A 23,442-nucleotide genomic window follows, 5' to 3' on the forward strand; every position below is an offset into this window, starting at 1 on the left:
TTCAGCAACGCGATATACGTCGGCATGGTCCTTCACCTCCATGAAGAGACTCATCGTAAGGTCAATACTGGGCATAATGGCTGGAATCGGCATCAGGTGTGCACCCGCCGGTAGACCCTCGGCGCGTGCCGGGTGCGGCCGGCGCTCCTGGCAACGGGGGGCACACACGGGGCACAAGACACCGTGAAACGTCGTGAAGTAGCCATCAATGATGGAAGCCCGAGACGCCGTATGAGCAGGCGTCGCATGCTGTTTCTGCCGATGGCGGGACAGCCACTCTAAGTTCCGCTTCAACCTATGTAGGTGGGATGCCGGGGCAAGCAGACTTGGCCCAGACTGTCGGGATGGACGTTGAGCTGAGGCCGGTGCGTCGGGACGATGCAGCCCGCGTGGCGGTGCTGCTGACTCAACTTGGTTACCCGACCGAGGAGCCAGAGGCGTCGGTGCGGCTTTCCTACTGGCTCGACGACCCAGAAAGCGTTCTCATCGGTGCGGAGGTCCGGGGGGAGTTGGCCGGCGTCGTGGCCCTGCACGTGTGCCCGCTCCTCGAAGTCACGGGCAAGTGGGCTCGTCTCGTCGCCCTGGTCGTTGACGAGGGGAAACGCAGCAAGGGCATTGGACGGAGGCTCGTTGCGGCTGCCGAGAGTCGTGCGAAGGAGCTCGGCTGTCTTCGCATGGAGGTCACAAGCAGTCGGAAGCGAGACGACGCCCATCGTCTCTATCGCCGGCAGGGATACGAGGATGTCTGCGAGCGATCGGCGCGTTTCATGAAGCTCCTGCGGTAGACCTCTATGTATCCGGCAGTCGGCAGCAACACTGCCAACAAGATCATCAGGCACAGATCCGACACAAGTGCGGGTGAGAAGGCATATCAACCGTCGAGAAACGTTGAGCGCGACACGCCAGGTCAGCGGGACGACTAGTCCAGATTCAGCCGATCTTCGAGCCACTTGCGTCTTAGGGGTTCAAGTCCGCGCCAGCGCGGGAGGGGGCTAAGGCTCAGCGGGTGTCGGGTTTGGTTGGAAACGTGTGCGGGCAGCGAGGAACCAATGCGCGGCGACCAATGGGATGACGCCGACGGGGTACCAGGCAACATCAATGAGGTCGAACTGGGCGCCTAGCAGCTGGCGGGCGAGCCAGCTGCGTTGGGAGAGTGCCGCGGGTATGGGGGTGAGCTGTGCAAACTCGATGAACCAGCAGTATGCGATCGCGGCGCTGCCGGCGGGAAGTGGGGAGATCAGCGGCCATATGAAGATCACTATCGTGTAGACGATGGCCGCGGACAAGGCGGCGCCTGAGTACTGTTCGATAGGCCCGTCCATCGCGGCGCGGATTGCGAAGGCCGCGCCTATAAAGCCGGCTGCCGATACCACCATCAGCAGCCGAGTCCAGCGCACTGCGAGCGACATCGGGCAATCATAAGTGGCAGCGCAGGAGAAGTGCCTCCCACAGGTGAGCCTGGGTCAGACGGGTGAGTGAGGCAGCCAGGAGGCAGCGAAAGCAGCAGCAACGGCCAGCGGCGGCCGACACGGGATGGCGAAACAACCATGGCCGGCACCACAGAACGGTGCGCGACAGCACCCAACGGTGGGCCCCACCCGCGTTCACACCGAAGAGGTCACTGGTTTCGATCCCAGGGATCACGTCGTTTGGGCTATCTCCGCCGCTTCGGACACAAGTTGAACCTCGGGCCTGGCGCGGCAAGATCGTCGTCGCTGTGAGGTCCAGGGCTGCTCCGCTCGCCGTCGGATGGCAAGATCGCGTCTCGTGATCGATGATTTCGCTAAGGACGATCTGCACGGCCAGCTCAGGTCGATACGTCAGGCGCTGATCTGGAAGCTCGGTGGGGACGCCGTGAGAAATCCGGATCTCGTGGAGGTTCGCCCGTGAGGGCGGTCATCGTCGCGGCCGCGGTCGCGTTCATCATCTCCCTGTTCGGCACGCCGGTGGCGATTCGCGTTTTCACCGCGCTCAAGGCCGGCCAGCCGATCCGATCCATCGGGCTCGCCAGCAACCAGGGCAAGAAGGGCACGCCCACGATGGGCGGCGTCGTCTTCATCGTGGCGACCGTCTTCGCCTACGTCGCCGGGCACCTCGCCCTGACCACCCTGCCGGAGCGGCAGATCGCGCAGGAGGGGCCGACCATGACGGCCCTGGTGCTGCTCGGGCTGTTCGTCTTCTGCGGCGCGGTCGGCTTCTTCGACGACTTCCTCAAGGTACGCCAGCGCAACTCCGACGGACTGTCCGCCAAAGGCAAGCTGCTCGGCCAGGCGATCGTCGGCGGCGGGTTCGGCATCGCCGCGCTCTACGTGCCGAGCACCAACGGCCAGACCGTGGCCAGCGAGCACATCTCGCTCATCCGCGACATCAGCTGGCTGAACGTCGGCAAGGTCGGCGCGGTCCTGGTCATCGTCTTCGTGATCACGGCGATGTCGAACGGCGTGAACCTCACCGACGGCCTCGACGGCCTGGCCACCGGCGCGTCGATCCTGGTGCTCAGCGCGTACGCGCTGATCGGGTTCTGGCAGTACCGGCACTGGTGCGCCGACGACGCGTACGGCCGCGTGAACGAATATTGCTACCAGGTCCGCGATCCCCTGGAGATCGCCATGATCGCGGCGGCGGCGGCCGGCGCGTGCGTGGGCTTCCTGTGGTGGAACACGTCCCCGGCGCGGATCTTCATGGGTGACGTGGGCTCGCTCGGGCTCGGCGCCCTGATCGGCGGGCTCGCGGTGGCAACCCGCACCACGCTGCTTTCGATCATGATCGGCGGGCTCTTCGTCATCATCACGACGACCTGGGTGATCCAGATCGTCTCGTTCCGGACCACCGGTAGACGTGTCTTCCGGATGGTGCCGTTGCACCACCACTTCGAGCTGGCCGGCTGGAGCGAAGTCAATATTGTGGTCCGGTTTTGGATCGTGGCCGGCGTCTGCGTGGCGGTCGGCCTGGGCCTGTTCTACTCGGATTTCTTGGCGGTCGTTGGATAAAAGCCACGCGACAAGCCTGTGTCGTGCCACCGACGGTGATCCGCCGGGCAGCCTGGTTCCCCACCGGGGTGCCAGCGTCTGACAGCAGCATTGCCTAAGCCGGTGAGCAGACTGGGAGCGCCACGCTCCTGCCCTTGGGTTAGGCACATCGCCATGACCCTCGGCGTGCGTTCGTTGGGATGTCCTGCCTCGGATCCGTCGATTGGCAACGCCCACACGCGATGGCTTGATCGCAGGTCGCCCCGTTTTCGCAGGCCCTGACCCATCCGGTACCGATGGAGGAGACGACTGGGCGGCTGACCAACCGTCCGATCGAACACCTCCCGGAGGGTCCCGTTACGCAATCGTGACACGCCATCCGGTCGGTCGACTCCTCGCAGGACCTGCGCAAAGGCCTCGGCGCGGCGAAAGGTCGAAGCCCCGGACACCTGAGGTATTTGTACGGCCTGTTGACGGCAAAAAAAGTCCTACACATGCTGTTTTGCGCCATGGCAGCCATGGACGGCCCTCTACACATCCCGGGCGCAAGCACGAAGCGCCGTACCCGAACCACCTCGCAGACGTCCGATTCGGCCGGAGCGGGTTCCACGACCTCAGCGGGCGTCCAGGACGTCCACGGCCCCACCGACCTGGCCGCCCCCAGCGGCATGTGCCCAATCGTCGACAGGGCACGCACCAGAGACAGCAGGCACCACTCCCGTCGGGCAGGTATCGGCATTCCGGACAACGAAGGAGCACGTGACTGATGACCAGCACCAAGAGCGGGTTGCGCCGACGGACCCTGCTGGCCGGTGTCGCCGCCCTGGGAGCGGCGGCGGGCCTTCCCGTGGCTACCGCGCAGGCAGCGCCTGACTCCCCGGATGGCGCGCCGGGGCGCTACCCGTCGAACTGGCCCGACCCCGAGCCGTATGGCCTCGCGGACACCCGCAAGGACCTGTGGCCGCGGGAGGACAACTCCTTCGTCCTCCCCCTCGAGTTGCGCCCCCGCGACGAGGAGCTCGGCCGGGTCTGGATACGGGACACCTACGTCAACTGCTTCGTCGTCGACGGCCGTCCCCTCTACGTCGCCACCGGCACCAGCCGCGTACCCGGGCTCACCGCAGCCACCCCGTGGAACGACGGCATCTTCCTGTGGACGGCGCCGTCCCTGCACGGCCCGTGGCGGCTGGCCGACACCACCGGCATCCGGCCCGACGCCGAGAAGGGCAAGGTCTGGTCGCCGGAGTTCGCCGGCGAGAACCGGCCCGGGCGCACGGTCGTCGCCCCGTGGCAGGAGTACTGGTACGACGACCAGTTCGGCAAGCGGGGCAACGTCTGGGCGCCGGAGGTGCACTACTTCCGCGGCACCTGGTACATCGTCGCGTGCATGGGTGACCGCGCCCGCAAGGTCGGCTCGTTCCTGCTAGTGAGCCAGGGCGGCGTCGAGGGACCGTACCGCCTCGCCGACGGCAACCTCGACAAGCCCTTCGGCGACCCGCTCCCCGACGCACCGCACATCGAGCCCGGGGCGCGTTTCCGCATCGACGGCAGCCTCTACTCCGAGGGCGACGACGCGTGGCTGGTCCTGCACAACAACGTGTACGCCAAGTTCCGGGACGACATGGAGGACATCGTCCCCACGACCGACCTCCCGGCGTTCCAGCAAAAGCCCTACGCCCCTGAGCCCTACCTGGAAGGCGCGTACGTCTTCAAGTACGGCGGCAAGTACTACCTCCTGCACGCCGCGTGGGACCGCACCTCGACAGCCGCCGACGGCAGCACCCGCCACGCCTACGACCCGCCCGGCCTCGGCCGGACCCAGTACCAGTACGACGCGATCGCCGCCGTCGCCGACCACTTCGAGGGCCCGTACTCCCCCCGCTGGACCCTTGGCGTGGGTGCCGGCCACAACAACATCTTCGAGGACGCCGACGGCGGACTGTGGGCGACCTTCTTCCGCAACCCGAACTTCGGCTACTGGGCCGACCCGGCACGCATCGACGACGCCGCGGTGCCCGGCGTCGTCCGCCTGGAATGGACCGGCCCTCAGGGCAACCGCCTGTACGTCCGGCGCCAGAGCCGAGCCCATGCCATCAGCGAGTGAAAGCCCAAGACGACGTGATCTCCCCGTGCGGGGCGTCCGCCCACGCAGCGCACGGGCCAACTGATCCGCGTCTCCGACCGATTGCTCCGATCGCCTTCTCCTACCGGAAGGGGACACTGTGACCTGCCCGACCGCTCCGAACATCGTGTTCGTGATGACCGATCAGCTCCGCGCCGACTTCACCAGAGGCGTGGGCTTCGACCTGGACACGATGCCCTTTCTCGACTCCATCGCCGCCCAAGGCACCCGCTACCGCCGCGCGTACACCACCGCCCCGGCCTGCGTCCCGGCGCGCACCAGTCTGCTGACCGGCAGATGGCCCAGCACCCACCGTGTACGGCAGAACTCCAACACCAGCCCGGAGGATGTCGCGCGCGGCGACGACCTGCTCGATGTGCTGCGTGGCGCCGGCTACCAGCTGTTCTACGCCGGCAAGACGCACATGTACCGCAACAAGGCGGAGGAGTACGACGCCTTCTCCGAGTACGGGCACACGATGGCGCCGGACACCACCACCGAGCAGCGCGCCTTCACCGACTGGCTGAAGTCCATCGACATGGGCCCGACGAGCGCACCCACCCCGTTCCCGGTGGAGCTGCAGTATCCGTACCGGATCGTCTCCGACGCCATCCAGCAGATAGACGCCCGGGACCCCGACAAGCCGTTCTTCGCCTTCGTCTCCACGCCCGAGCCGCACAACCCCTACCAGGTGCCGGAGCCGTACTTCTCGCTGTTCGACGAGGACAAGATCCCCAATCGGCTCGCTGGCCCCGAGGCCGCGGAGGCCAAAGGCGGCGCCTACAAGTGGCTACGCGACCTGGTGGAGGAGAAGCGTCCCGGCTACGACAAGCTCTGGCGCCGCTACCGCGCCACCTACTGCGGCATGCTCCGCCTCATCGACGACCAGCTGCGCCGGCTCGTCGACCACCTGAAGGAGCAGGGCCTGTGGGAGAACACCCTGCTGATCTTCCTCGCCGACCATGGCGACTACGCCGCCGACTACGGCCTGCAGCGCAAGGGTGCGGGAATGCCGGAGGCACTGGCGCGCGTCCCGATGATCGTGCACGGCTGCGGCGTCGAAACCCAGGACAACAAGAAGGACTTCGTCTCGATCGCCGACATCCTGCCCACCGTGTGCGAGGCGATCGGCCGCCCCATCCCCCTGGGTGTCCAGGGCCGCAGCCTGTGGCAGATGCTCACCGGCGCCGACTACCCGGCCGCGGAGTTCGCCGACATCGTCACCGAGCGCGGCTACGGCGGCCTGCCCTATCCCGACGACGCCCGGCCACCGTTGCACTTCCCCTACGAAGGCACCAGGTACGACGAGCTGAACAGCGTGACCCAGAGCGGCTCGTCACGGATGATCCGGCACGACCACTACAAGCTCTACGAGCACGTCTCCGACCCCGGTGAGCTGTACGACCTCGAGAAGGATCCGATGGAACTGCACAACCGCTTCGACGATCCGAGCCTGCGCGACGTCAAGGCCGAACTCATGCGGCGACTGCAGCGATGGTCGGTCCGGCTCACCGACGACCTGCCGAAGGGGAAGTACGACGCCAGGCTCGCCCAGCACAACTGGTACCGGACCTCGGAGGTGCACGGAGCATGACCGAATCGATCCGCCGCAGCGACGGCAACCGGCAGCCTCCCCTCTCACGCCGTACGTTCCTGCGCGGTGCCGCCGCCGTCACCCTGGCCACGGCGGCCACCACCGCGGCCACCGCCAAAGCCGCTTCCGCGGTCGGAACCAGCCCTTCCCTCGCGGTCGTCGACTACCCCGGCGCGCAGTGGCTACCAGCCTCTCCCGCCAGCTATCGCCCCGCGCGGCGCCCTCACAACCATTCGATCGACTACGTGGTCATCCACGTCACCCAGGAGCACTTCGACGACGCCGTCGCCGTCTTCCAGAATCCCGACCGGCAAACCTCGGCCCACTATCTGGTCCGCTCGGCAGACGGCCACATCGGCCAGTGCGTCCGGGAGAAGGACATCGCCTGGCACACCGGCAATCCCGACTACGACAACCGCAGCATCGGCATCACCCACGAGGGCTGGGTCAATTCCACCGCATGGTTCACCGAGGAGATGTACGCCTCGTCCGCGGCGCTCACCGCGGCCGTGTGCGCACGCCATGCGATTCCACTGGAGCGAACCCACATCCTCGGTCATAACGAGGTGCCCAACGCCATCCACACCGACCCCGGAGCCAACTGGGACTGGGATCACTATCTCGAACTGGTCCGGAAGGTGAGAACCGAGGGGTGAGGCGGACCCCGAGGGGGCGGCGCGACCGCGCCAACCCGGGCGGCCCGGGGTCCTGCCTGCCGGCCAGTCTGCCACTCGTGGCATCTCCCTGTTGTTGTCTTGATCGATCGGACCAACTGCCTGTTGGCCGCGAAGCTCCCCGGTGCGCGGGAGTCCGCGGCCAGCAGTGTCTTCTAGAGGGCCCGGTCGAGGGCTTCGGTCAGTGCGACCGGGGTGACTACGAGGCGGTCGAAGCGCCAGCCATCCTCGGTGCGGCGCGCCCCGTAGCGGTGGAACCCGGCCGCGAGGGCCTCGGTCTTGTCGTCGATGACGAACACGGCGATGTCGTGGGCCCGCACCGTGGCGGTCTCGCCGTCGACCTCAATGATGAGGTTGGACTTGCTGTGCAGGGTGCGGACGTACGTGTCGTGGCCCGAGCGCACGAGTTCGATGAGCGCCGCGATGCCGCGGGCCTCCCCGCGCGGGGATTTGACGACGACATCCTCGGTGAAGAGCCGGTCGGTCTCGTCGTAGCGGCCCTCGTCGATCCACAGGCTGTGGCGGGCGACCAGGTCGGCGAGTTCGGCGCGGTCGGCGAGTGCGCGGATCAGCGTTTCGGTGCTGGTCATAATGGCCTCCTCAGGTAGTTGGACCAGCTGACGTTCGTGTCACTTGATGTGGTTGAGGAAGAAGTCCCGGATGTCCTCGGCGAGCAGGTCCGGCACCTCCATTGCGGCGAAGTGGCCGCCGCGCTCGAACTCCGACCAGTGCCTGATGTCGTACAGCCGCTCGGCCAGCGGTCGCACCGACTGCGTGATGTCGTGCGGCAGCACCGCCACGCCAACCGGTACCGGGCACGGCTCGATCCGCCGCGGGGTCTCGCGGGTCAGCCGGGCCGAGGAAGCGGCGGTGGCGGTCAGCCAGTACAGCGAGATGTTGGTGAGCATCCGCTCGTCACTGATCGGCGAGTGAGGGTCCGTCCACTGTGCGAAGCGCTCGGCGATCCAGACCAGCTGACCGACTGGCGAGTCGGTCAGCGCGTACCCGATGGTCTGCGGGGTGGTGGCCTGCAGCGTCTGGTACGGCGGGCGATTCGCCATCAGCTGCCTGACCTTGTCCAGCCGAGCTTCATCCGTTTCGGACAGCTCGATGTCGGCGTCCGGGATCGGCCGGGTCGGCAGGTAGTTGACGTGCACCCCGACGACCTGCTCGGGTGCTACCGCACCGAGCGCCATCGAGATGCCCGAGCCGAAGTCGCCACCCTGCGCGCCGTAGCGCTCGTACCCGAGCCGGCGCATCAGCTCGGCCCAGGCCCGCGCGACCCGGACGATGTCCCAGCCGCGCTCGTGGGTCGGCCCGGAGAAGCCGTAACCCGGGATGGACGGAATCACCAGGTGGAAGTCGCGCGACAACGGCTCGATCACGTCGAGGAACTCCAGGAACGAGCCGGGCCAGCCGTGGGTGAGGATCAGCGCGAGCGCGTCCGGTTTCGAAGACCGGACGTGGACGAAGTGGATGTTCTGGCCGTCGATCTCGGTGGTGAAGTGCGGAAGCTCGTTGAGCTTGGCCTCGTGCTCGCGCCAGTCGTAGCCGGTGCGCCAGTATTCGGCCAGTTCCTTGAGCCGTGCCAGCGGGAAGCCGTAGTCCCACCCGGCGTCGGCGACCTCGTTGGGCCAGCGGGTGCGGGACAGCCGGTCGGCCAGGTCGTCGAGGTCGGCCTGGGGGATGTCGATGCGGAACGGCCTGATCATGGCTACCTCCGGGAATCCATTCGGCGTCCAAACGTTCGCACGCCTAACGTTCGGTGCCCAAACGTTAGCACGATCATTAGTGCTCCGAACGGTTCGTTAGACTTGTCACATGGAGAACCCCGAGAAGACGGCCACCAGCTGGGAGAGCCTGCCCAGCTGGCTGCTCACCCAGACCGCCAACCACGCGCACCGCCTGGTGGCCGAGGGGTTCTCGTCCGTCGGCGCCCGCGGCTACCACTACCGCCTGTTGGCGACGCTGGAGCAGTTCGGCCCGGCCAGCCAGGCCGATCTGGGCCGCCGTAGCGGCATTCACCTCAGCGACATGGTTGCGGCGATCAACGAGCTCGCCGACCGCAAACTGGTCGAGCGCGCCCCGGACCCCGCCGATCGGCGGCGCAACATCATCACGCTGACCGCCACGGGCAAGCGGCAGCTTCGGCGACTGGAGAAGCGGCTGGCCGAAACCCAGGACGAGCTGCTGGCTCCGCTCTCACCCGAGGAGCGACAGCGGCTGATCGAGCTGCTGTCCAGGCTGTTGAACCACCACAACCGGCGAACCGGCACCCCCGACGAGCCGTGGCGCTGACCGGGAACGCGCCCCAGAATTTCTCGTAAGGCCCGCGCGGGTCCGCGAAGCCGTTGTCAGCGTTCTGCGTACCCTGGTGCGATCCGACAACTGATCTGCGCCGGATCTCCGTCAACTGATGCGCGACAGGTAGTGCGCGTGATCATGAGTCGCGTCTGGTGGTGGAAGCGCCGGCCCCAGGCGGGCGAGCGGGGACAGAGCCATCAGCACGGGTGACAGCATCATGCCGGCGGCCGTGACCAGTAGAGCCACGCGTATCCCGCAGTGTTCTGCGAGGATGCCGCCGAGCAGCGAGCCGAGTGGCGTCAAGCCCATGCCGGCGAAGGTGATCGTCGCGGCGACGCGGCCTTGCATCGTGTCCGGGGTGACGGCCTGCCGGACGGCCATGATGGCGACGTTGACCAGTTGGCCGAACGCTCCGAACACGATGTTGATGGCGATGAGCGCGGAAATGGTGGCCGTAGAGGTGCCGTGCAGCGCGGGCACGCACAGCATCACGCCATCACCGATGACCGCCGCCGCGACGAGTACCGCTCCGTAACCGAGGCGGCGCGGAAGGCGGGCGGCGAGCAGGGTGCCCACGAGCGCGCCCGGCCCCGTCGCGGCGAGCGCCAGTCCGATGGCGGTGCCGGACAGATGCAGTTCCCGTGGCAAGAAGAGCAGGTAGGTGGTCATCATGGCCGCGAAGGACAACTGGAACGCGGCCGAGGCGAGGCACACGGTACGGAGCAAGGCGTCGCGGACGACGAAGCGGAGGCCCTCATTGATCTGCCGCCAGATCCGCTGGGGACCGCCCGGGTGCTCCGGGATCGACTCGCGGTGACGGATACGGGAGATGGACGCGAACGACACCACGAAGAACAGGGCGCTGGCCGCGGCGGCGATCGGCGCCGAGAGCAGGGACGCCATCGTTCCGCCAAGGGCGGGTCCGCCGATCTGGGCCGCGGACCGGCTTCCCTCGATCGCGCTGTTGCCCTGCAGCAGCTGATCGCGTTTCACCAGGCGTACGAGAGAGGCTTGGTAGGCGACGTCGAAGAACACCGACAGGGCCCCGATGGCGAAGGCGACGGCCAGCAGTGCTGGCAGGTCGAAGCCGCCCGCGAGGGCGGCCACGGCGACTCCGCCCAGCGCCAGGGCTCGGCCAAGGTCCGCCAGGACCATGACGGTTCGGGTCCGCCACTTGTCCACCCACACGCCGACGAACAGCGCGAGCAGCAGCTGCGGTGCCTGCCCCACCGCGCGCAGGACGCCGAGTTCGTCCGCGCCGACGTCGAGCGCCAGGACGGCGATCAGCGGCAGGATCACCAGGCTTGCCTGCTCACCCAGCTGAGAGGCCGTCTGGCCTACCCACAGGCTGCGGAAGTCGGAGTTGCGCCACAGGCTCGGCGTAACGGATCGAGCGGAATCGGAGACGGCGAGGTAACCGGACGGCACAGAGACCCCTTGGATTGCTGAGGACGAGGCGCACCCACCGCCGTGCGACCAACGCACTGGCGGTGTGGGTGGGGAAGCTCGCTGTGCCGCGCGATTCAAGGGCAGCACGCGATGACCGGCCGATCACGGCCTAAGACGTCAACGCGTGCTCGGACGACCGGGCATGTCTCAGCTCCTCGTGGGTCACTCGCCGCCCCACACTAGCCACGGGGGCTCCGGCGGGAAAGGCGAATAGGAGTCCCAGGTCACCCGGCTGCCGCGACGCCTTCGGCATGGTGCGGAGGGGACACCAAAGCGATCTCGGCACCCCGGCGGAGGACATCACCAGCTTGGCCGCCGTGGCCGCGCGGGACGTACCGGTCAAGCTGGTGACCGATCCCAAGCCGCGGATGGGCGTTCCCGGTGTACTCAGTCAAGGCAGAATCTCGACGTACCCGTCGGTTCCGTGCACGCGGATCCGCTGCCCATCGAGGATCAGTCGGGTGGCATCCACCACGCCGACGACGGCCGGCAGGCCGTACTCACGTGCGATCACCGCGCCGTGAGTCATCAATCCTCCGACCTCCGTCACCAAGCCTGCGATGGCGACGAAGAGGGGCGTCCAGCTGGGGTCCGTGTGGGTCGTGACGAGGATGTCGCCCGGTTCGAGATCGGCCCGGGCCATGTCCAGGATGACGCGGGCCCGCCCTTCGACGGTCCCGGCGGAGACCGGTAGGCCGATCAGCGCGCCGGCCGGCGCATCGTCGCGTCGGTACGCCCCGGCGATGACCTCGCCATCCGACGTGAGCACCCGGGGCGGCGTGAGCGCTTGATACGACCTGAACGCGTCCTTGCGCCGGCCGATGAGCTGGTCATCTACGCGGTTCGTGCGCACGACGTCGTGGAGCTCCTGGAACGTGAGGTAGAAGATGTCTTCCTTCTCGCGGAGTACGTGGGCCTGCACGAGGCGCTCGGCTTCTTCCAACAGGGCCTGCTTGTACACGAAGTAGCGGCTGACCATGCCGTACTTCGGATACTCCCGGTACCCGATGAAGGTCCGGACCCGGTCGATCATCCGCTTCGTCTCTTCGGCCTTGCGCTCCCCGTCCGGCAGGGCCCGCAGGCGTTCCAGCAGCTCCTGCTCCTTCTGCCAGGCCTCCTGCCGCCCTTGTTCGAAGCGCCGCTCGCCGGCTCCCGGCTCGAAGTTCCTGATGTTGCCGAGGATCATGGGCACGAGCGTGGAGGGGCGTTCGCTCCAACGCGGCCGCGTGGTGTCGATCTCGCCGACGCAGCGCATGCCGTACTTGTCGAGCCAGGCCTCGATGGCGTCTCGCGCTTCCCGCCCGCCCGCGAGCTTGGGCAGCTCGTCCAGGAAGCCCTCGTCCTCGACGTGCTGCAGAAACGCCACCACGTCGGGATGCGGGCGGATCACGTCAGCGACGGCCAGGAGCGCCAGCCCCATCTCCGACGTGACGTTGTGGGGCACGGACTGCGTGAGCGTGTCCGCCGCGTTCTTCTCGCCCAGCCACGCCTCCAGCTGCTCGTTGAGCCACCACGTGGCCTCCAGCGCCGACATGAACACCTGGTGGCTCCGCGGATCGAACAGGATCCGCTTCAGCTCCTGCATGTCCTCCCGGATGAAGTCGAGCAGCGCCTCGCCGGACTTCGTCCGGATGTCGCGTGCCGCGGCGGCGACGGAGGCCTCGCTGCGCGCTATCAGCTCGGTGACGATGGCCGGGTCGGTCTCGATCGTGGCCGGCGTGCCGCCGGGCAGTGGGCCGGGGGCACCCTCGTGCGGGAGCGGCCGGATGAAGCCGTCGCGGTCCAGGACGGTCTGCACGGCGTCCCTGGTCAGCGGATCGGACCTGCCCATGAGCTCCAGGAGGGCGGCGCGGCTCGCCGGCGCGGCCAGCCGCTGGGTGACGTCGACGAACAGGCGGCCGCCGGCCTCCGCCATCGGCGCGGGGGTCGTCATCTGCCAGAAGGAGAGCCCCAGGGGCCGCATGGCGTCGGTCATCATCTGCTGATGGCCGACGGAGAGATAGACGTGGTTCTCCCGGTCGCCGGACTCGGGGATGGGGAACAGCGTGGTGATCGGCCGGCTCTGGACGATCTGGAAGCCGTCGTCGACCAGGCACCATTCGATGTCCTGAGGGCGGCCGAAGTGCGCTTCGATCCGCCGGCCGAGCTGCGCGAGCCGCACGACCTGCGCATCCGTCAGCGCTGGCTGCTCCTGCCGCTCCGGGTCGATCGCCTGTTCCTGCGTCCCGCCCGCCGGCGAGGCGTGAACCGCACGCTGCTTGGCGGCGATCGACTTGGCGACGACCTCGCCGTCGCGCACCTTGTAGACGTCCGGGTTCACCAGGCCGGAGACCAGGGCCTCGCCGAGGCCGAAGCTGGCCTCTACGGAGGCGACCTTTCGGTTGGACGTGACGGGGTCGGCGGTGAACAGGATGCCGGCCGCGTGCGGGAAGACCATCTGCTGCACGACCACGGCCATGTGGACCGTACGGTGGTCGATGCCGTTGCGCTGGCGGTAGGTCACGGCCCGCTCGGTGAACAGCGAGGCCCAGCACCGGCTGACGTGCTGGACGATCGAGGCCGGGCCCACGACGTTCAGGTACGTGTCCTGCTGGCCGGCGAAGGAGGCCGTCGGCAGGTCCTCTGCCGTCGCGCTGGATCGGACGGCGTAGGCGGCCTGCTCACCGAGCTGGGCGAGAGCGCGGGTGATCGCCGCCGCGAGATCGTCGGGGATGGCGATCCCTTCGATGGTCCGGCGGATCTCCGCGCTGAGCGTGCGGATCGCCTCCCGGTCGTCCGGGTTCAGGCGCGACAGCTGATCGAGCCGGCTGTCGATCGACGGCGCCTCCGCCATGATCCGCCGGAAGGCGTCCGTCGTCACGCAGAAGCCGGCCGGCACCCGGATGCCGTCGATCTGCGACAGCCCGCCCAGGTGCGCGCCCTTGCCGCCAACGACCGCGACCTGCAACTCGTCAACCTCTTGAAGATCCAACACGTACTGCTCGATCATCGCGACACCTCCGGGACCGCCGTGCTCCGTTGCCCTGCGCTGGCCGGTCGAATCACCGGCGTCTCGAGCTTTGTCGAACCTCTTGTCGGGCACGCCCACATCTCTCGTTGCCTTCCCTCTTTTGGTCCGGCCGACGATTCTGCAGCGCGCCCCGGGTCTTGCGGCAAGTCCCCCACTCCGCTATACGTTAAAAGTGGCAAGGAGTGTCCGACCGCTAGGCGATCCGGGCGTCACCTGCGAACGGTTCGACGGCTGACAGAGCCGCACTCCCTACTTGTCGTGCTGTCGGCGCACCATCTCGGTGATCCAGATGGGCGCGAACGGAGACGTGCAGCCCGGGGACGTCGGGTAGTCCTTGAGCACCTCCAGCCGCTCCCCGATGTCGATCGCGCGGGCGCGGTGCTCGGCGTGCTCGATCCCGATCTGAGCCAGGCAGTGGTTCATCGCCCACTGCAGGCGATCCGGAGCGTCTTTCATCTCCGCCTCGATGACGTCGAGCAGTCCTGCGAGGTCGAGGCCCTCGGGCTTCTTCGCCACGCGTTCGGTGGTCAGCGCCCAGCCGGCACTCGCGACCACTGGATCCGGGTCGGCGGACCAGGCCAGGCGCAGCTCCTCGGAGTGCGGGTTCTTCTTCACCACGTAGTTCACGAGCCAGTCGTGCACCTTGGGGGTGCGTGCCTCGCGCAACATGACGTCCAACTCGTCGCGCTCGAACGCCTTCGGGCGGCAGATCAGGATCGCCAGCAGTCTCGCCGCGCTGTCATCCGTCTCCCAGAGCTGGCGCGCGAGTTCCTGCTGCGTCTTCAGCCGCTTCGCGAGCGCGCGCAGCTTGCCGAGGTTCACACCGTGGTCGTCACCGTGCTTCTCGTTCACCTCGCGGGTCCTCGGGTCCGCGAGCTCGGCCAGCTCGGCCATCACCTCGGTCAGCGTCGTCCCGGCCACCTCAGGCTCCTGTCCATCACGTGCGAGATGCGGTCGAGGAGCCGATGAAGGTCGCCTTCGGTCCGTACCTCGCGGCCATCGAATTCGACGAGCACTCGGCTCATCCTCCTCCACCGGCAGTGAGCGGGACGAGTCCGGCGCGGCGTGGCCGACGCCGGCCCGTCGTCCTCCTGGTAGTCGCAGGCTGGTGCGGGGCGATGCCCCGCACCGTCTGCTATCGCCAGTCGGTGTCCGCGGTCTGCTTGCGGCCGACCGCCACCCGCATCACGACCACGGTGTACGCGCAGAGCACGGCGAGCCCGGCCCACCACGGCAGCGGGAAGTAGCCGGCCGACGGCGCGTAATGCGCGGTGACCTGCGGATACTCCTCCATCGTCTGCTTGACGGCGAAGGCGGCGGCCGGGGTGAGCCGCAGCAGCCACTCGGCGACCGTGTCGGGCAGTAGCGGGAACGCCGTGACGGCGTAGGGCAGAGCGACCAGCGAGAACCCGATGAGGATCGCCGCCCAACCGCGTCGCAGCCACACGCCGAGCCCGTACGCGAGGACGGCACAGAGGGCGAGCACCGCCGGCACGCCGACGATCACCCGAGCCGCGGTCAGCAGCGGCAGCGGCTGCACCGGGATGCCGTTGCCCTTCAGGATCGCCGTGCCCACCGGGAGGACGACGCCGACGGCGGCCAGACCGGCGACGAGGGTGGCCGCGCCGACGACGGCCGCCCGGGCGGCGATCACCTGCCGGGAGGCCGTCTCGCGAGCTGTCCGGGCGCCGTAGCGAGCCGCGACGATGAGCCCGATGATCAAAGCGACCAACAGGCCGGGCAGGGTCTTCTCGACGGTACGCCCGCCCTCCTCGCCGAGCGGCCCGATGTCGCCGGTCCCGCTGACCGTGATGACGCCGTTCCGCTCGGCGGCTCCCGAGGCGTTGTGGTACTTCTCCCAGTCGGTGTGGTTCATCTCGCCGACCGCGTCGCTGTGCCACGCGCCGGTGGCGCCGCCCTCGACGGCGACGTTGTCGAATACGCCGACGGCCTGGGTGAACCGGACCTCCTCGATCCCGCCGCCGAGGCCGACCTTCCGGAGCGTGAGGTCGCCGGGGGAGGTGGCGAAGAGGCCCACCTGCACGGTGTCCGGCAGCCCGTCGAGCTTCGCCGCCCCGACGGTGTGCCACAGCTCGCCGTCGGTCGACTCCGAGCCGGTGATGGTGTCGCCCGAGCGGGTCAGGCGCAGCCAGCGGGGGGACTGCTCCGAGACACCGCCTGCGCTTCCGGCGACGTCGTGTCGGTAGTCGTACTGGAAGCGCACGCCGTGGCTGCCGGTCATCATCACCGCCGCGTACCGCGAGCCCTGCCGCGCGCCGTCCTTGACGATGATCCCCGCCTTCGCCCACGGCACCAGCCCGGACACGATCCGGTCGTGGTTCGGCGGGGGGTAGGTGATGGTGCCGGTCATCGCGGTCATCCGGACCGTGATGCTGCCCTCGCGGCCCAGGTCGCGATGCAGGAACCAGAACCTGTCGCTGACGGTGGCGCCGTCGCTGGCCACGGGAGCGACCGGGCACGGCCCGGGGCAGGACGACCGGTTGCCGAAGGCGTACAACAGGCCCAGCGCGATGACGGTGAGGGCCGCGGCGGCCAGGGCGATCAGGCGGCCCGGGCGGCGGAACGCGGACCACTCCCGGCGGAGGAGTTGGATGGTCGACATGCCGTCGGTTCTACGGATCGGCGGGTAACGCGGCCCGAACCGGCTCTGTCATCCGGTTGTTAGGTCGCTCGGGGCATGCTGGAGGCATGCTCAGGCTGCCCAGCGGGACCGTGCGGGTCAGGTTCACGGTCCTCTATGCCGCGGTGTTCCTCGTGTCCGGTGTCGGGCTGCTGGGCCTGACCTTCCTGCTCTCCGGCGGCAGCATCAGCAGCGTCGCCCCCGCCGGAAATCCCCCGGCCCAGGGCAGCCCTGCTCCGGCGCAGCGTATCCGGCAGCTGGAGGAACAGCTGGCCGCCGTGCACACGCAGCAGGCCCGCCAACTGCTGGCCGGCTCGCTGGTGGCGCTGATCGTGATGGCGGTCGTGTCACTGCTGCTCGGTCGGCTGCTGGCCCGGCGCGTCCTGCGACCGCTGCGGCTCATCACCAGCGCCACGCGGCGCATCTCCGCCGACAGCCTGGATCGGCGGCTGGCGGTGAACGGCCCGGCCGACGAGGTGAAGGACCTCGCCGACACCATCGACGAACTGCTCGAACGACTCGAAACATCGTTCGCCGCGCAGCGCCGCTTCGTCGCCAATGCCTCCCATGAACTGCGTACGCCGCTGGCGACCATGCGGGCGTCGCTGGACGTCGCGGTCGCCAAGCCCGACCCGGCCCCCTCGACGGTGGCGCTCGCGGACCGTCTGCGCAGGCAGCTGGACCGGGTCGATCACCTGCTCGACGGGTTCCTCGTGCTGGCCCGCGCACAGCACGGCACGCTGGCCGACGCCACCACGGTCGACCTCGGCGACCTCATCGGCACGGCCCTGCGGGAAAGGACCGCCGAGAGGCAGACGAAGCGGCTGAGCGTGACGGTGGACGTACCACCGGGAACGGCGACCCACGGCAGCCCGGCGCTGCTGGCGCGGCTGGTGGCCAACGTCGTCGACAACGCCGTGACCCACAACGAGCACGGCGGATGGATCGGAATCACCGGATCCGCGAGCGAGGCGGAGACCGTGCTGGTTGTCGAAACCGGTGGTCGAGTTCTCGACCAACGGGAGGTCGACCGGCTGGCGCAGCCCTTCGAGCGGCTGGGCGGCGAGCGTATCGGCTCCTCAGGCCTGGGACTGTCCATCGTGGCCGCCGTCGCCGCCGCCCACGGTGGCCGGCTCGCCCTGCTCGCCCGGCCGGAGGGCGGCCTGCGTGTGTCGATCACGCTTCCGGTCGCGAAGGTGCCGGTGGCGGCATGAGGGTCCTCGTCGTCGAAGACGATCACGCTCTCGCCGAGGTCGTCGCGGAGGGGCTACGCGACCAGGGGATGGCCGTCGACCTCGCGCACGACGGGCTGACCGCCAGCGCCAAGCTCGACCTCACCGCGCACGACGTGGTGGTCCTGGACCGGGACCTGCCCGGCCTCCACGGCGACACGCTGTGCCAGATGATCACCGAGCGGGCGAAGCGGCCGATGGTGCTGATGCTGACCGCGGCGGGCGCGCCCGGTGACCGGGTCAGCGGGTTGACCCTCGGCGCGGACGACTATCTCGCCAAGCCCTTCCACTTCCCGGAGCTGATCCTGCGTATCCAGGCGCTGGCCCGCCGCAAGCCGGACGCGCGGCCCCGGACGCTGCACGCAGCCGGGATCGCACTGGACCCGGTACGGCGGACCGCCGTTCGCGACGGACGGCAACTCAACCTCTCGGTGAAGGAGTTTGCCGTGCTGCAGGCGCTGCTCCGGGCCAGCCCGGGCTTCCTGAGCACCGAGGCCCTGCTCGAGCAGGTCTGGGACGAGAATGCCGACCCGTTCACCAACACCGTCACCGTGACCGTGGGCCGGCTGCGACGCAAGCTCGGCAACCCACCAGTCATCGCGACGACGCCGGGAGTCGGCTACCGGATCGCCTGATCCACCGCCGGGCAGCGACACTCAAGCGACCGCCGGCCGGCTGGTCATCACGATTCTGAGGCGCTGCGGAAGGTGCGCCGGTAGGCGTCCGGAGGTACGCCGACGGTGCGGTGGAAATGCCGGCGCAGGGTCGTGGCGGTGCCAATGCCGGCCGCCTCCGCGATGGCGTCGATGCTGTCGTCGGTGTTCTCCAGCAGCTCCTGGGCCCGGCGGATCCGCTGCGTCGACAGCCACTGCAGCGGGGTGGTGCCGGTTACCGACCTGAAGTGGCGGGCCAGGTTGCGCGAGCTCATGTTCGCCTGGCGAGCCAGGTCCTCCACGGTCAGCGGACGGTCCAGCCGTTCCATCGCCCACGGGAACAGGTTGCCGAGGGGATGGTCGTCGCGGGCGGGCACCGGGGTGGTGACGAACTGGGCCTGGCCGCCGGCGCGGTGCGGCGGCACGACCAGGCGGCGGGCGACGGCGTTGGCGACCGTCGAGCCGTGGTCGCGGCGGATCAGGTGCAGGCACAGGTCGATCGCGGCGGCCTTGCCGGCAGAGGCGAGCACGTTGCCGTTGTCGACGTAGAGCACGTCCGGGTCGACCTGCACCCGGGGATAGCGGGCGGCCAGCGCCTCGGTGTGGGCCCAGTGCGTGGTCGCGCGCAGCCCGTCCAGCACCCCGGCGGCGGCCAGCACGAACGCGCCGGTGCACAGCGAGACCATCCGGGCGCCCGCCCCGTGGGCCGCACAGACGGCGTCGAGCAGGTCGGGTGGCAGGTCCGCGTCGATGTCCTCCACGGCCGGGATGATCACCGTGTCGGCGTGGGCGAGCCGGTCCAACCCGGCGTCGGGTTCCATCCGGAACCTGCCGATCCCGACCGGGCCCGGGCCGCAGACCACGAGGTCGTACCAGGGGTCGGCCAGGCCGGAGGGGTCGCGGACGAAGACCTCGCAGGCCATGGCGAGCTCGAAGTGCAGCATCCCGGCGGTGGCGGCGAGCGCGACAGTGGCCATGTCCGAAATTGTACGGGGCATGGCGTTCCAGACACTGGCCCGGGTCGGCCGCCGCCGGGAGGATCTCCTCAGTCGATCTTTCGAGGGGAAACTGCAGATGGGTACCGGTCAGACTGTGGCGGTGTTCGGTGCGTACGGACACACCGGGCGGTTCGTGGTGACGGAGTTGCGCGACCGTGGGTTCGTCCCGCTGCTCCTCGGGCGCGACGCGGGCAAGCTCCGGGCGCTGGCGGCGGCGCATCCGGGGCTCGAATACCGGGTGGCGTCGGTCGACGATCCGGCCTCGCTCGACCGGGCACTGACGGGCGCGGCGGCGGTCGTCAACTGCGCCGGCCCGTTCGCCTCGACCGCGGCCCCCGTGATCGAGGCCGCCCTGGGGGCCGGGATCCCGTACGTGGATGTGGCGGCCGAGATCGAGGCCAACCTCGACACGTTCACGCACTTCACCGACCGCGCCCGGGCCGCGGGCGTCGCGGTGGTCCCGGCGATGGCCTTCTACGGCGGACTGGGCGACCTGCTGGTCACGACGGCGATGGGCGACTGGACGGCGGCCGACGAGGCGCACGTCGCGTACGGACTGAGCAGCTGGCACCCCACGGCCGGGACCCTCGCCTCCGGCACCGTCTCCCGCGAACGGCGCGCCGGCCGGCGGGTCCGCTACACCGGTAGCCGGCTGGAGTACTACGCCGCCGAGCGCGACCTGCCGACCCTGGAATGGGACTTTCCCGCTCCGGTGGGCCGCCGCACCGTCCTCGGCGAGTTCACGATGGCCGACGTCGTCACCGTCCCCAGCCACCTGGCCATCCCCGAGGTACGCACGTACATGACCACCGACGCGGCCACGGACCTGGCCGCTCCGGACACACCCGCACCGACCGCCGTCGACGAGCGCGGCCGGTCCGCGCAGACGTTCACCGTCGACGTCGTCGTGCGCTCCGGCGACACGCAACGGCGCGTCGTCGCCAGCGGCCAGGACATCTACGCCATCAGCGCACCGCTGGCGGTCGAAGCGGTCCGCCGCATTCTCGCCGGTCAGACGAGGACGAGCGGCGTCGCCTCCGCCGGCAAGATCTTCGACGCGCCCGACTTCCTCCGCGCGTTGTCCGCGTACCTCTCGGTCGAGCCGCGCCACGGCGCCGGCGATCTGATCAGGAATCGAGAAGCGGCCGGGTGTCGTCGGGCCTAGCCTTCCTGGTGGCCGGCAGTTCGCCGAGCCTGGAACGTCGAAAGGCAGCCCGGAGATGTCCGCGAAGAATTCCACGACCGTGACCGCCGGCTTCAGCGCCGAGGAGCGCGCCGCGATGAAGGAGCGCGCCGCCGAACTGCGGGCAGAGGGCAAGAAGGGCGCCAAGAAGGCCGACGGGCTGGAGGCGGTCCTCGAGGCGATCGCGAAGATGGCGCCGGAGGATCGGGCGCTCGCCGAGCGCGTGCACCTGACGGTGACCGCGGCCGCCCCCGACCTGTCGCCGAAGACCTGGTACGGGATGCCCGCCTACGCGAATGCCGACGGCAAGATCGTCGTCGCCTTCAAGAACTCGGGCAAGTTCAACACCCGCTACTCCACCCTGGAGTTCCAGGACGCGGCCAACCTCGACGACGGGGACCTGTGGCCGGTGTCGTACGCCCTCCAGCAGTGGAGCCCCGCGGTGGAGAAGAAGGTCACCGAACTGGTGAAGGCGGCGGTCTCCTGACCGTCGGCGTCCGGCCGCCGGCCGGGCGCCGACGCCGCCGCAACCAATCGACGGTGGCGCTAAGCAGCCAGCCGGTGTGCAGCCGCGTTGAGCCGGCCGACCCAGGCGTGCGCCTCGGCGGACCCTTCCGCGGTGTCGGCGAAGCAGAGCAGGCCCTGTACGACGACCGCGGGTAGAACCGTCGTCAGGTGTTCGGCCGGTCCGTAGGCGGCAGTGACGGCGGCCCATTGGGAGGGGTCGACGGAGGACAGCAGGAGCCAGGCGAGGTCGGTGACTCCCGGGGCGGCGGAGACGTCTTCCCAGTCGAGAAGGGCCAGCTCCCCGGTCGGGCCGGTGCGGACGTTGACCGCGGACGCGTCGCCGTGCACGAGGGTGAGCGGGCCTGCCGAGGCGATCTCCTGCTCGACCTTCGGCACCTGTCCGACCAGTCGCTCAGCCAGCGTTCGCAGATCAGCGGGCAGGTCAGGGCGGGCTGCCAGGGTCGGCACCGTCCGGTCGAACAAGGCGCCGACCAGGTCGGCGGCGGCACCCACCGGGCGCAGCCACGGCCACCTCAGCGGAGCCAGCCCGGCCCAGCGCTGATGCAGGCGTGACAACAGCTGGGCATGGGCGATCGGATCGGCTCCCGGTTGCCACGAGGAGAGATCTTCGAGGACCAGCGTCGTGCCTTCCGGGGTCACCTCGGCGTGCAGACAGGTGGGCACCCGGACGCCCACGACCGGCGCGATCTCGCGATAGAAGCGCACCTCGGCACGGAACATGTCCAGGGCCTCGGGAATCGACCCCGGCTCCGGCACACCTCGACGCTTCACGAACCCCCGCACCGCGCCCATGCTACGAGACCTGCCCGAATCAGGCTGACCGTGCGACATGCCGCCGAGGGCGGCTCCGCGGTGACGGGCCCGATTTGAGCTTCCCGATCGTCCGTGGTTACGGAAGGAGGTGACGGGCCGCCGGCTGCGGCCCGTCACCTCCGCACTGCGCCTGTCAGGGCTTGGTTACTAGACGCCACCGGCCCGGAAGGCCAGCCAGGCGTCGCTCATGCGGTCCGCCTGGCCGGCGGTGAACATGTCCATGCAGGAGTCCTGCGTGTAGTCCATGAAGTTGTGGATCGGGTCCAGCCCGGGCGCCGTGCAGGTGTCCGCGCCGACGGGGCAGTTGAACTGCGGCGCCGCCTCCCGCGGGGTGTCCGCGACGTAGTCGCCGGAGGCGGAGCACCCGTGCGCGAAGGTGTGCTCCAGCATCAGCCAGTGCCCGACCTCGTGCGTGAGCGTGTCACCCAGGGCGTACTTGCCCGCCGTGCCGCCCGGCATCGACTCGTCCAGCATCACCACGCCGTCGATGTAGTCCCGGCCGTTGTTGTAGCCCTTGGGGAAGTACGCCCAGCCGAGGAGCCCACCGCCGATGTTCGCCGCGTACACGTTCAAGGTGCGGGCGTCGCCGGTGTACAGCGCGTGCTTCATGTCCCGCTCGTTCTTGCCCGGCACGACGGTGTACCAGTCGCTGTTCACCGTCCACGTCGTGTCGACCAGCGAGAACCGGAACGGCGTGTCGGAGGCGTCGGCCGCCGTGCGGCCCGCGAACGAGTCGTTGAGCACCGTCATCTGCGCCGCGATCATGGTGTTCCACCGGTTCGTCTCGGCCGCGGTGAGCGCGTGGTCCGAGATCATGTGGAACACCGTGGGGATGGTGACGCTGCCGTTGGACAGGCGCGGCGAATCCTTGATCACGCCGTAGGCGTTCGCCTCGTTCTTGGAGTACAGCTCCGGCTCCTGCGCGGTGGCGCCTTCGGCGACCCGCGCCGCGCTGTGCCCCTCGGCGCCCGGCGCACACGCCGCGACACCCGGCGAGGCGGTCACGGGCGCTGCCGAGGCCACCGCCCCGGAGGCCCCGCCCGCCGCCAGGAATGTCGCCGCGGTAGCCGTCAGGACTGTCAGTTGGAACGTCGATCTCTTGCGCATCGTTGCACCTTTCACGACTGGGGATCGACGGGTCAGCGAGCGGGACGGACGAGGCGTCGCCGCGACCAGGTCACTGACATCGTCGTCTCGGTATGAGAACACGCCATTGGCGTCGACGACAGCCCCACAAGCTGGTGGTCGACCTGGGCGGTCCGGGGCGGCGGT

21 protein-coding genes are annotated in these 23,442 nt (G+C 69.1%); 11 read left to right on the forward strand and 10 right to left on the reverse strand.

The features are described from left to right. Positions 1-344 precede the first annotated feature (344 nt). Complete coding sequence (locus tag ACGFI9_RS24460) at positions 345-785, forward strand: GNAT family N-acetyltransferase (protein WP_393181284.1); 441 nt, start codon at positions 345-347, stop codon at positions 783-785. A 207-nt stretch (positions 786-992) separates the two neighbouring features. On the opposite strand, the gene ACGFI9_RS24465 is transcribed toward ACGFI9_RS24460, so the two are convergent. Beyond that, positions 993-1,409, reverse strand: a complete 417-nt coding sequence (locus tag ACGFI9_RS24465) for a DUF2809 domain-containing protein (protein ID WP_393181285.1) — start codon at positions 1,407-1,409, stop codon at positions 993-995. A 358-nt stretch (positions 1,410-1,767) separates the two neighbouring features. Here ACGFI9_RS24465 and ACGFI9_RS24470 point away from each other — a divergent pair, with 358 nt between their 5' ends. The 5 genes from ACGFI9_RS24470 to ACGFI9_RS24490 all read left to right on the forward strand — a co-directional run bounded on the left by ACGFI9_RS24470 (position 1,768) and on the right by ACGFI9_RS24490 (position 7,341). Further along, complete coding sequence (locus ACGFI9_RS24470; protein ID WP_393181287.1) at positions 1,768-1,890, forward strand: hypothetical protein; 123 nt, start codon at positions 1,768-1,770, stop codon at positions 1,888-1,890. Beyond that, positions 1,887-2,990, forward strand: a complete 1,104-nt coding sequence (gene mraY / locus ACGFI9_RS24475; protein ID WP_393181289.1) for a phospho-N-acetylmuramoyl-pentapeptide-transferase — start codon at positions 1,887-1,889, stop codon at positions 2,988-2,990. The genes ACGFI9_RS24470 and mraY overlap by 4 nt, the downstream gene beginning before the upstream one ends. A 745-nt stretch (positions 2,991-3,735) precedes the next feature. Beyond that, on the forward strand, positions 3,736-5,073 hold the full coding sequence (locus tag ACGFI9_RS24480) for a family 43 glycosylhydrolase (RefSeq protein ID WP_393181291.1): 1,338 nt from the start codon (positions 3,736-3,738) through the stop codon (positions 5,071-5,073). A gap of 145 nt (positions 5,074-5,218) precedes the next feature. Next, the gene (locus tag ACGFI9_RS24485) at positions 5,219-6,685 is read left to right on the forward strand and encodes a sulfatase-like hydrolase/transferase (RefSeq protein ID WP_393181740.1); all 1,467 of its coding nucleotides are present in this window, start codon (positions 5,219-5,221) and stop codon (positions 6,683-6,685) included. Then, positions 6,682-7,341, forward strand: a complete 660-nt coding sequence (locus ACGFI9_RS24490; protein WP_393181293.1) for an N-acetylmuramoyl-L-alanine amidase — start codon at positions 6,682-6,684, stop codon at positions 7,339-7,341. Before ACGFI9_RS24485 ends, ACGFI9_RS24490 begins: the two co-directional genes overlap by 4 nt. Before the next feature lie 173 nt (positions 7,342-7,514). Here ACGFI9_RS24490 and ACGFI9_RS24495 read toward each other — a convergent pair whose 3' ends face one another. Both ACGFI9_RS24495 and ACGFI9_RS24500 read right to left on the reverse strand, forming a co-directional pair. Further along, positions 7,515-7,949: a nuclear transport factor 2 family protein gene (locus ACGFI9_RS24495; RefSeq protein WP_393181295.1), complete on the reverse strand. Its 435-nt coding sequence runs from the start codon at positions 7,947-7,949 to the stop codon at positions 7,515-7,517. 39 nt (positions 7,950-7,988) lie between these two features. Continuing rightward, entirely contained in the window at positions 7,989-9,071 is a 1,083-nt protein-coding gene (locus ACGFI9_RS24500) for an epoxide hydrolase family protein (protein WP_393181296.1), read from the reverse strand. Positions 9,072-9,180: 109 nt separating this feature from the next. Here ACGFI9_RS24500 and ACGFI9_RS24505 point away from each other — a divergent pair, with 109 nt between their 5' ends. Continuing rightward, positions 9,181-9,657 carry a MarR family winged helix-turn-helix transcriptional regulator gene (locus tag ACGFI9_RS24505; protein ID WP_393181297.1) on the forward strand — a complete coding sequence of 159 codons (477 nt, stop codon included), beginning with the start codon at positions 9,181-9,183 and terminating at the stop codon, positions 9,655-9,657. A gap of 111 nt (positions 9,658-9,768) precedes the next feature. Here ACGFI9_RS24505 and ACGFI9_RS24510 read toward each other — a convergent pair whose 3' ends face one another. The 4 genes from ACGFI9_RS24510 to ACGFI9_RS24525 form a co-directional block, all read right to left on the reverse strand. Then, positions 9,769-11,091, reverse strand: coding sequence for an MFS transporter (locus ACGFI9_RS24510; protein WP_393181299.1), 1,323 nt, complete (start codon positions 11,089-11,091; stop codon positions 9,769-9,771). Positions 11,092-11,503: 412 nt separating this feature from the next. Beyond that, the gene (gene rph, locus ACGFI9_RS24515) at positions 11,504-14,101 is read right to left on the reverse strand and encodes a rifamycin-inactivating phosphotransferase (RefSeq protein WP_393181301.1); all 2,598 of its coding nucleotides are present in this window, start codon (positions 14,099-14,101) and stop codon (positions 11,504-11,506) included. Between the two features lie 270 nt (positions 14,102-14,371). Then, positions 14,372-15,016 carry a DNA alkylation repair protein gene (locus tag ACGFI9_RS24520; RefSeq protein WP_393181742.1) on the reverse strand — a complete coding sequence of 215 codons (645 nt, stop codon included), beginning with the start codon at positions 15,014-15,016 and terminating at the stop codon, positions 14,372-14,374. 241 nt (positions 15,017-15,257) lie between these two features. Then, complete coding sequence (locus ACGFI9_RS24525; protein WP_393181303.1) at positions 15,258-16,745, reverse strand: hypothetical protein; 1,488 nt, start codon at positions 16,743-16,745, stop codon at positions 15,258-15,260. 86 nt (positions 16,746-16,831) lie between these two features. Between ACGFI9_RS24525 and ACGFI9_RS24530 the strand changes: the two genes are divergently transcribed. Then, positions 16,832-17,977, forward strand: a complete 1,146-nt coding sequence (locus tag ACGFI9_RS24530) for a sensor histidine kinase (RefSeq protein WP_393181304.1) — start codon at positions 16,832-16,834, stop codon at positions 17,975-17,977. After that, on the forward strand, positions 17,974-18,630 hold the full coding sequence (locus ACGFI9_RS24535) for a response regulator transcription factor (RefSeq protein WP_393181306.1): 657 nt from the start codon (positions 17,974-17,976) through the stop codon (positions 18,628-18,630). The genes ACGFI9_RS24530 and ACGFI9_RS24535 overlap by 4 nt, the downstream gene beginning before the upstream one ends. 47 nt (positions 18,631-18,677) lie before the next feature. On the opposite strand, the gene ACGFI9_RS24540 is transcribed toward ACGFI9_RS24535, so the two are convergent. Beyond that, positions 18,678-19,625: a helix-turn-helix domain-containing protein gene (locus ACGFI9_RS24540; RefSeq protein ID WP_393181307.1), complete on the reverse strand. Its 948-nt coding sequence runs from the start codon at positions 19,623-19,625 to the stop codon at positions 18,678-18,680. A gap of 19 nt (positions 19,626-19,644) precedes the next feature. Here ACGFI9_RS24540 and ACGFI9_RS24545 point away from each other — a divergent pair, with 19 nt between their 5' ends. After that, complete coding sequence (locus ACGFI9_RS24545; protein ID WP_393181309.1) at positions 19,645-20,811, forward strand: saccharopine dehydrogenase family protein; 1,167 nt, start codon at positions 19,645-19,647, stop codon at positions 20,809-20,811. Positions 20,812-20,866: 55 nt separating this feature from the next. Further along, the gene (locus ACGFI9_RS24550; RefSeq protein WP_393181310.1) at positions 20,867-21,316 is read left to right on the forward strand and encodes an iron chaperone; all 450 of its coding nucleotides are present in this window, start codon (positions 20,867-20,869) and stop codon (positions 21,314-21,316) included. 59 nt (positions 21,317-21,375) lie between these two features. On the opposite strand, the gene ACGFI9_RS24555 is transcribed toward ACGFI9_RS24550, so the two are convergent. Together ACGFI9_RS24555 and ACGFI9_RS24560 are read right to left on the reverse strand one after the other, a co-directional pair. Further along, positions 21,376-22,149, reverse strand: a complete 774-nt coding sequence (locus ACGFI9_RS24555; protein WP_393181312.1) for a phosphotransferase family protein — start codon at positions 22,147-22,149, stop codon at positions 21,376-21,378. Positions 22,150-22,317: 168 nt separating this feature from the next. Continuing rightward, on the reverse strand, positions 22,318-23,277 hold the full coding sequence (locus tag ACGFI9_RS24560) for a zinc metalloprotease (protein WP_393181314.1): 960 nt from the start codon (positions 23,275-23,277) through the stop codon (positions 22,318-22,320). Positions 23,278-23,442: the final 165 nt, after the last annotated feature.

The sequence above is a fragment of the Micromonospora sp. NPDC048930 genome, from assembly GCF_043197935.1.
GTDB lineage: Bacteria > Actinomycetota > Actinomycetes > Mycobacteriales > Micromonosporaceae > Micromonospora.

What these genes read in the sequence shown, in the direction of transcription:
- ACGFI9_RS24460 (WP_393181284.1), top strand. Translation starts at nt 345, where the DNA reads ATGGACGTTGAGCTGAGGCCGGTGCGTCGGGACGATGCAGCCCGCGTG.
- ACGFI9_RS24465 (WP_393181285.1), bottom strand. Translation starts at nt 1,409, where the DNA reads ATGTCGCTCGCAGTGCGCTGGACTCGGCTGCTGATGGTGGTATCGGCA.
- ACGFI9_RS24480 (WP_393181291.1), top strand. Translation starts at nt 3,736, where the DNA reads ATGACCAGCACCAAGAGCGGGTTGCGCCGACGGACCCTGCTGGCCGGT.
- ACGFI9_RS24490 (WP_393181293.1), top strand. Translation starts at nt 6,682, where the DNA reads ATGACCGAATCGATCCGCCGCAGCGACGGCAACCGGCAGCCTCCCCTC.
- ACGFI9_RS24495 (WP_393181295.1), bottom strand. Translation starts at nt 7,949, where the DNA reads ATGACCAGCACCGAAACGCTGATCCGCGCACTCGCCGACCGCGCCGAA.
- ACGFI9_RS24500 (WP_393181296.1), bottom strand. Translation starts at nt 9,071, where the DNA reads ATGATCAGGCCGTTCCGCATCGACATCCCCCAGGCCGACCTCGACGAC.
- ACGFI9_RS24505 (WP_393181297.1), top strand. Translation starts at nt 9,181, where the DNA reads ATGGAGAACCCCGAGAAGACGGCCACCAGCTGGGAGAGCCTGCCCAGC.
- rph (WP_393181301.1), bottom strand. Translation starts at nt 14,101, where the DNA reads ATGATCGAGCAGTACGTGTTGGATCTTCAAGAGGTTGACGAGTTGCAG.
- ACGFI9_RS24520 (WP_393181742.1), bottom strand. Translation starts at nt 15,016, where the DNA reads ATGGCCGAGCTGGCCGAGCTCGCGGACCCGAGGACCCGCGAGGTGAAC.
- ACGFI9_RS24525 (WP_393181303.1), bottom strand. Translation starts at nt 16,745, where the DNA reads ATGTCGACCATCCAACTCCTCCGCCGGGAGTGGTCCGCGTTCCGCCGC.
- ACGFI9_RS24530 (WP_393181304.1), top strand. Translation starts at nt 16,832, where the DNA reads ATGCTCAGGCTGCCCAGCGGGACCGTGCGGGTCAGGTTCACGGTCCTC.
- ACGFI9_RS24535 (WP_393181306.1), top strand. Translation starts at nt 17,974, where the DNA reads ATGAGGGTCCTCGTCGTCGAAGACGATCACGCTCTCGCCGAGGTCGTC.
- ACGFI9_RS24540 (WP_393181307.1), bottom strand. Translation starts at nt 19,625, where the DNA reads ATGGCCACTGTCGCGCTCGCCGCCACCGCCGGGATGCTGCACTTCGAG.
- ACGFI9_RS24545 (WP_393181309.1), top strand. Translation starts at nt 19,645, where the DNA reads ATGGCGTTCCAGACACTGGCCCGGGTCGGCCGCCGCCGGGAGGATCTC.
- ACGFI9_RS24550 (WP_393181310.1), top strand. Translation starts at nt 20,867, where the DNA reads ATGTCCGCGAAGAATTCCACGACCGTGACCGCCGGCTTCAGCGCCGAG.
- ACGFI9_RS24555 (WP_393181312.1), bottom strand. Translation starts at nt 22,149, where the DNA reads ATGGGCGCGGTGCGGGGGTTCGTGAAGCGTCGAGGTGTGCCGGAGCCG.
- ACGFI9_RS24560 (WP_393181314.1), bottom strand. Translation starts at nt 23,277, where the DNA reads ATGCGCAAGAGATCGACGTTCCAACTGACAGTCCTGACGGCTACCGCG.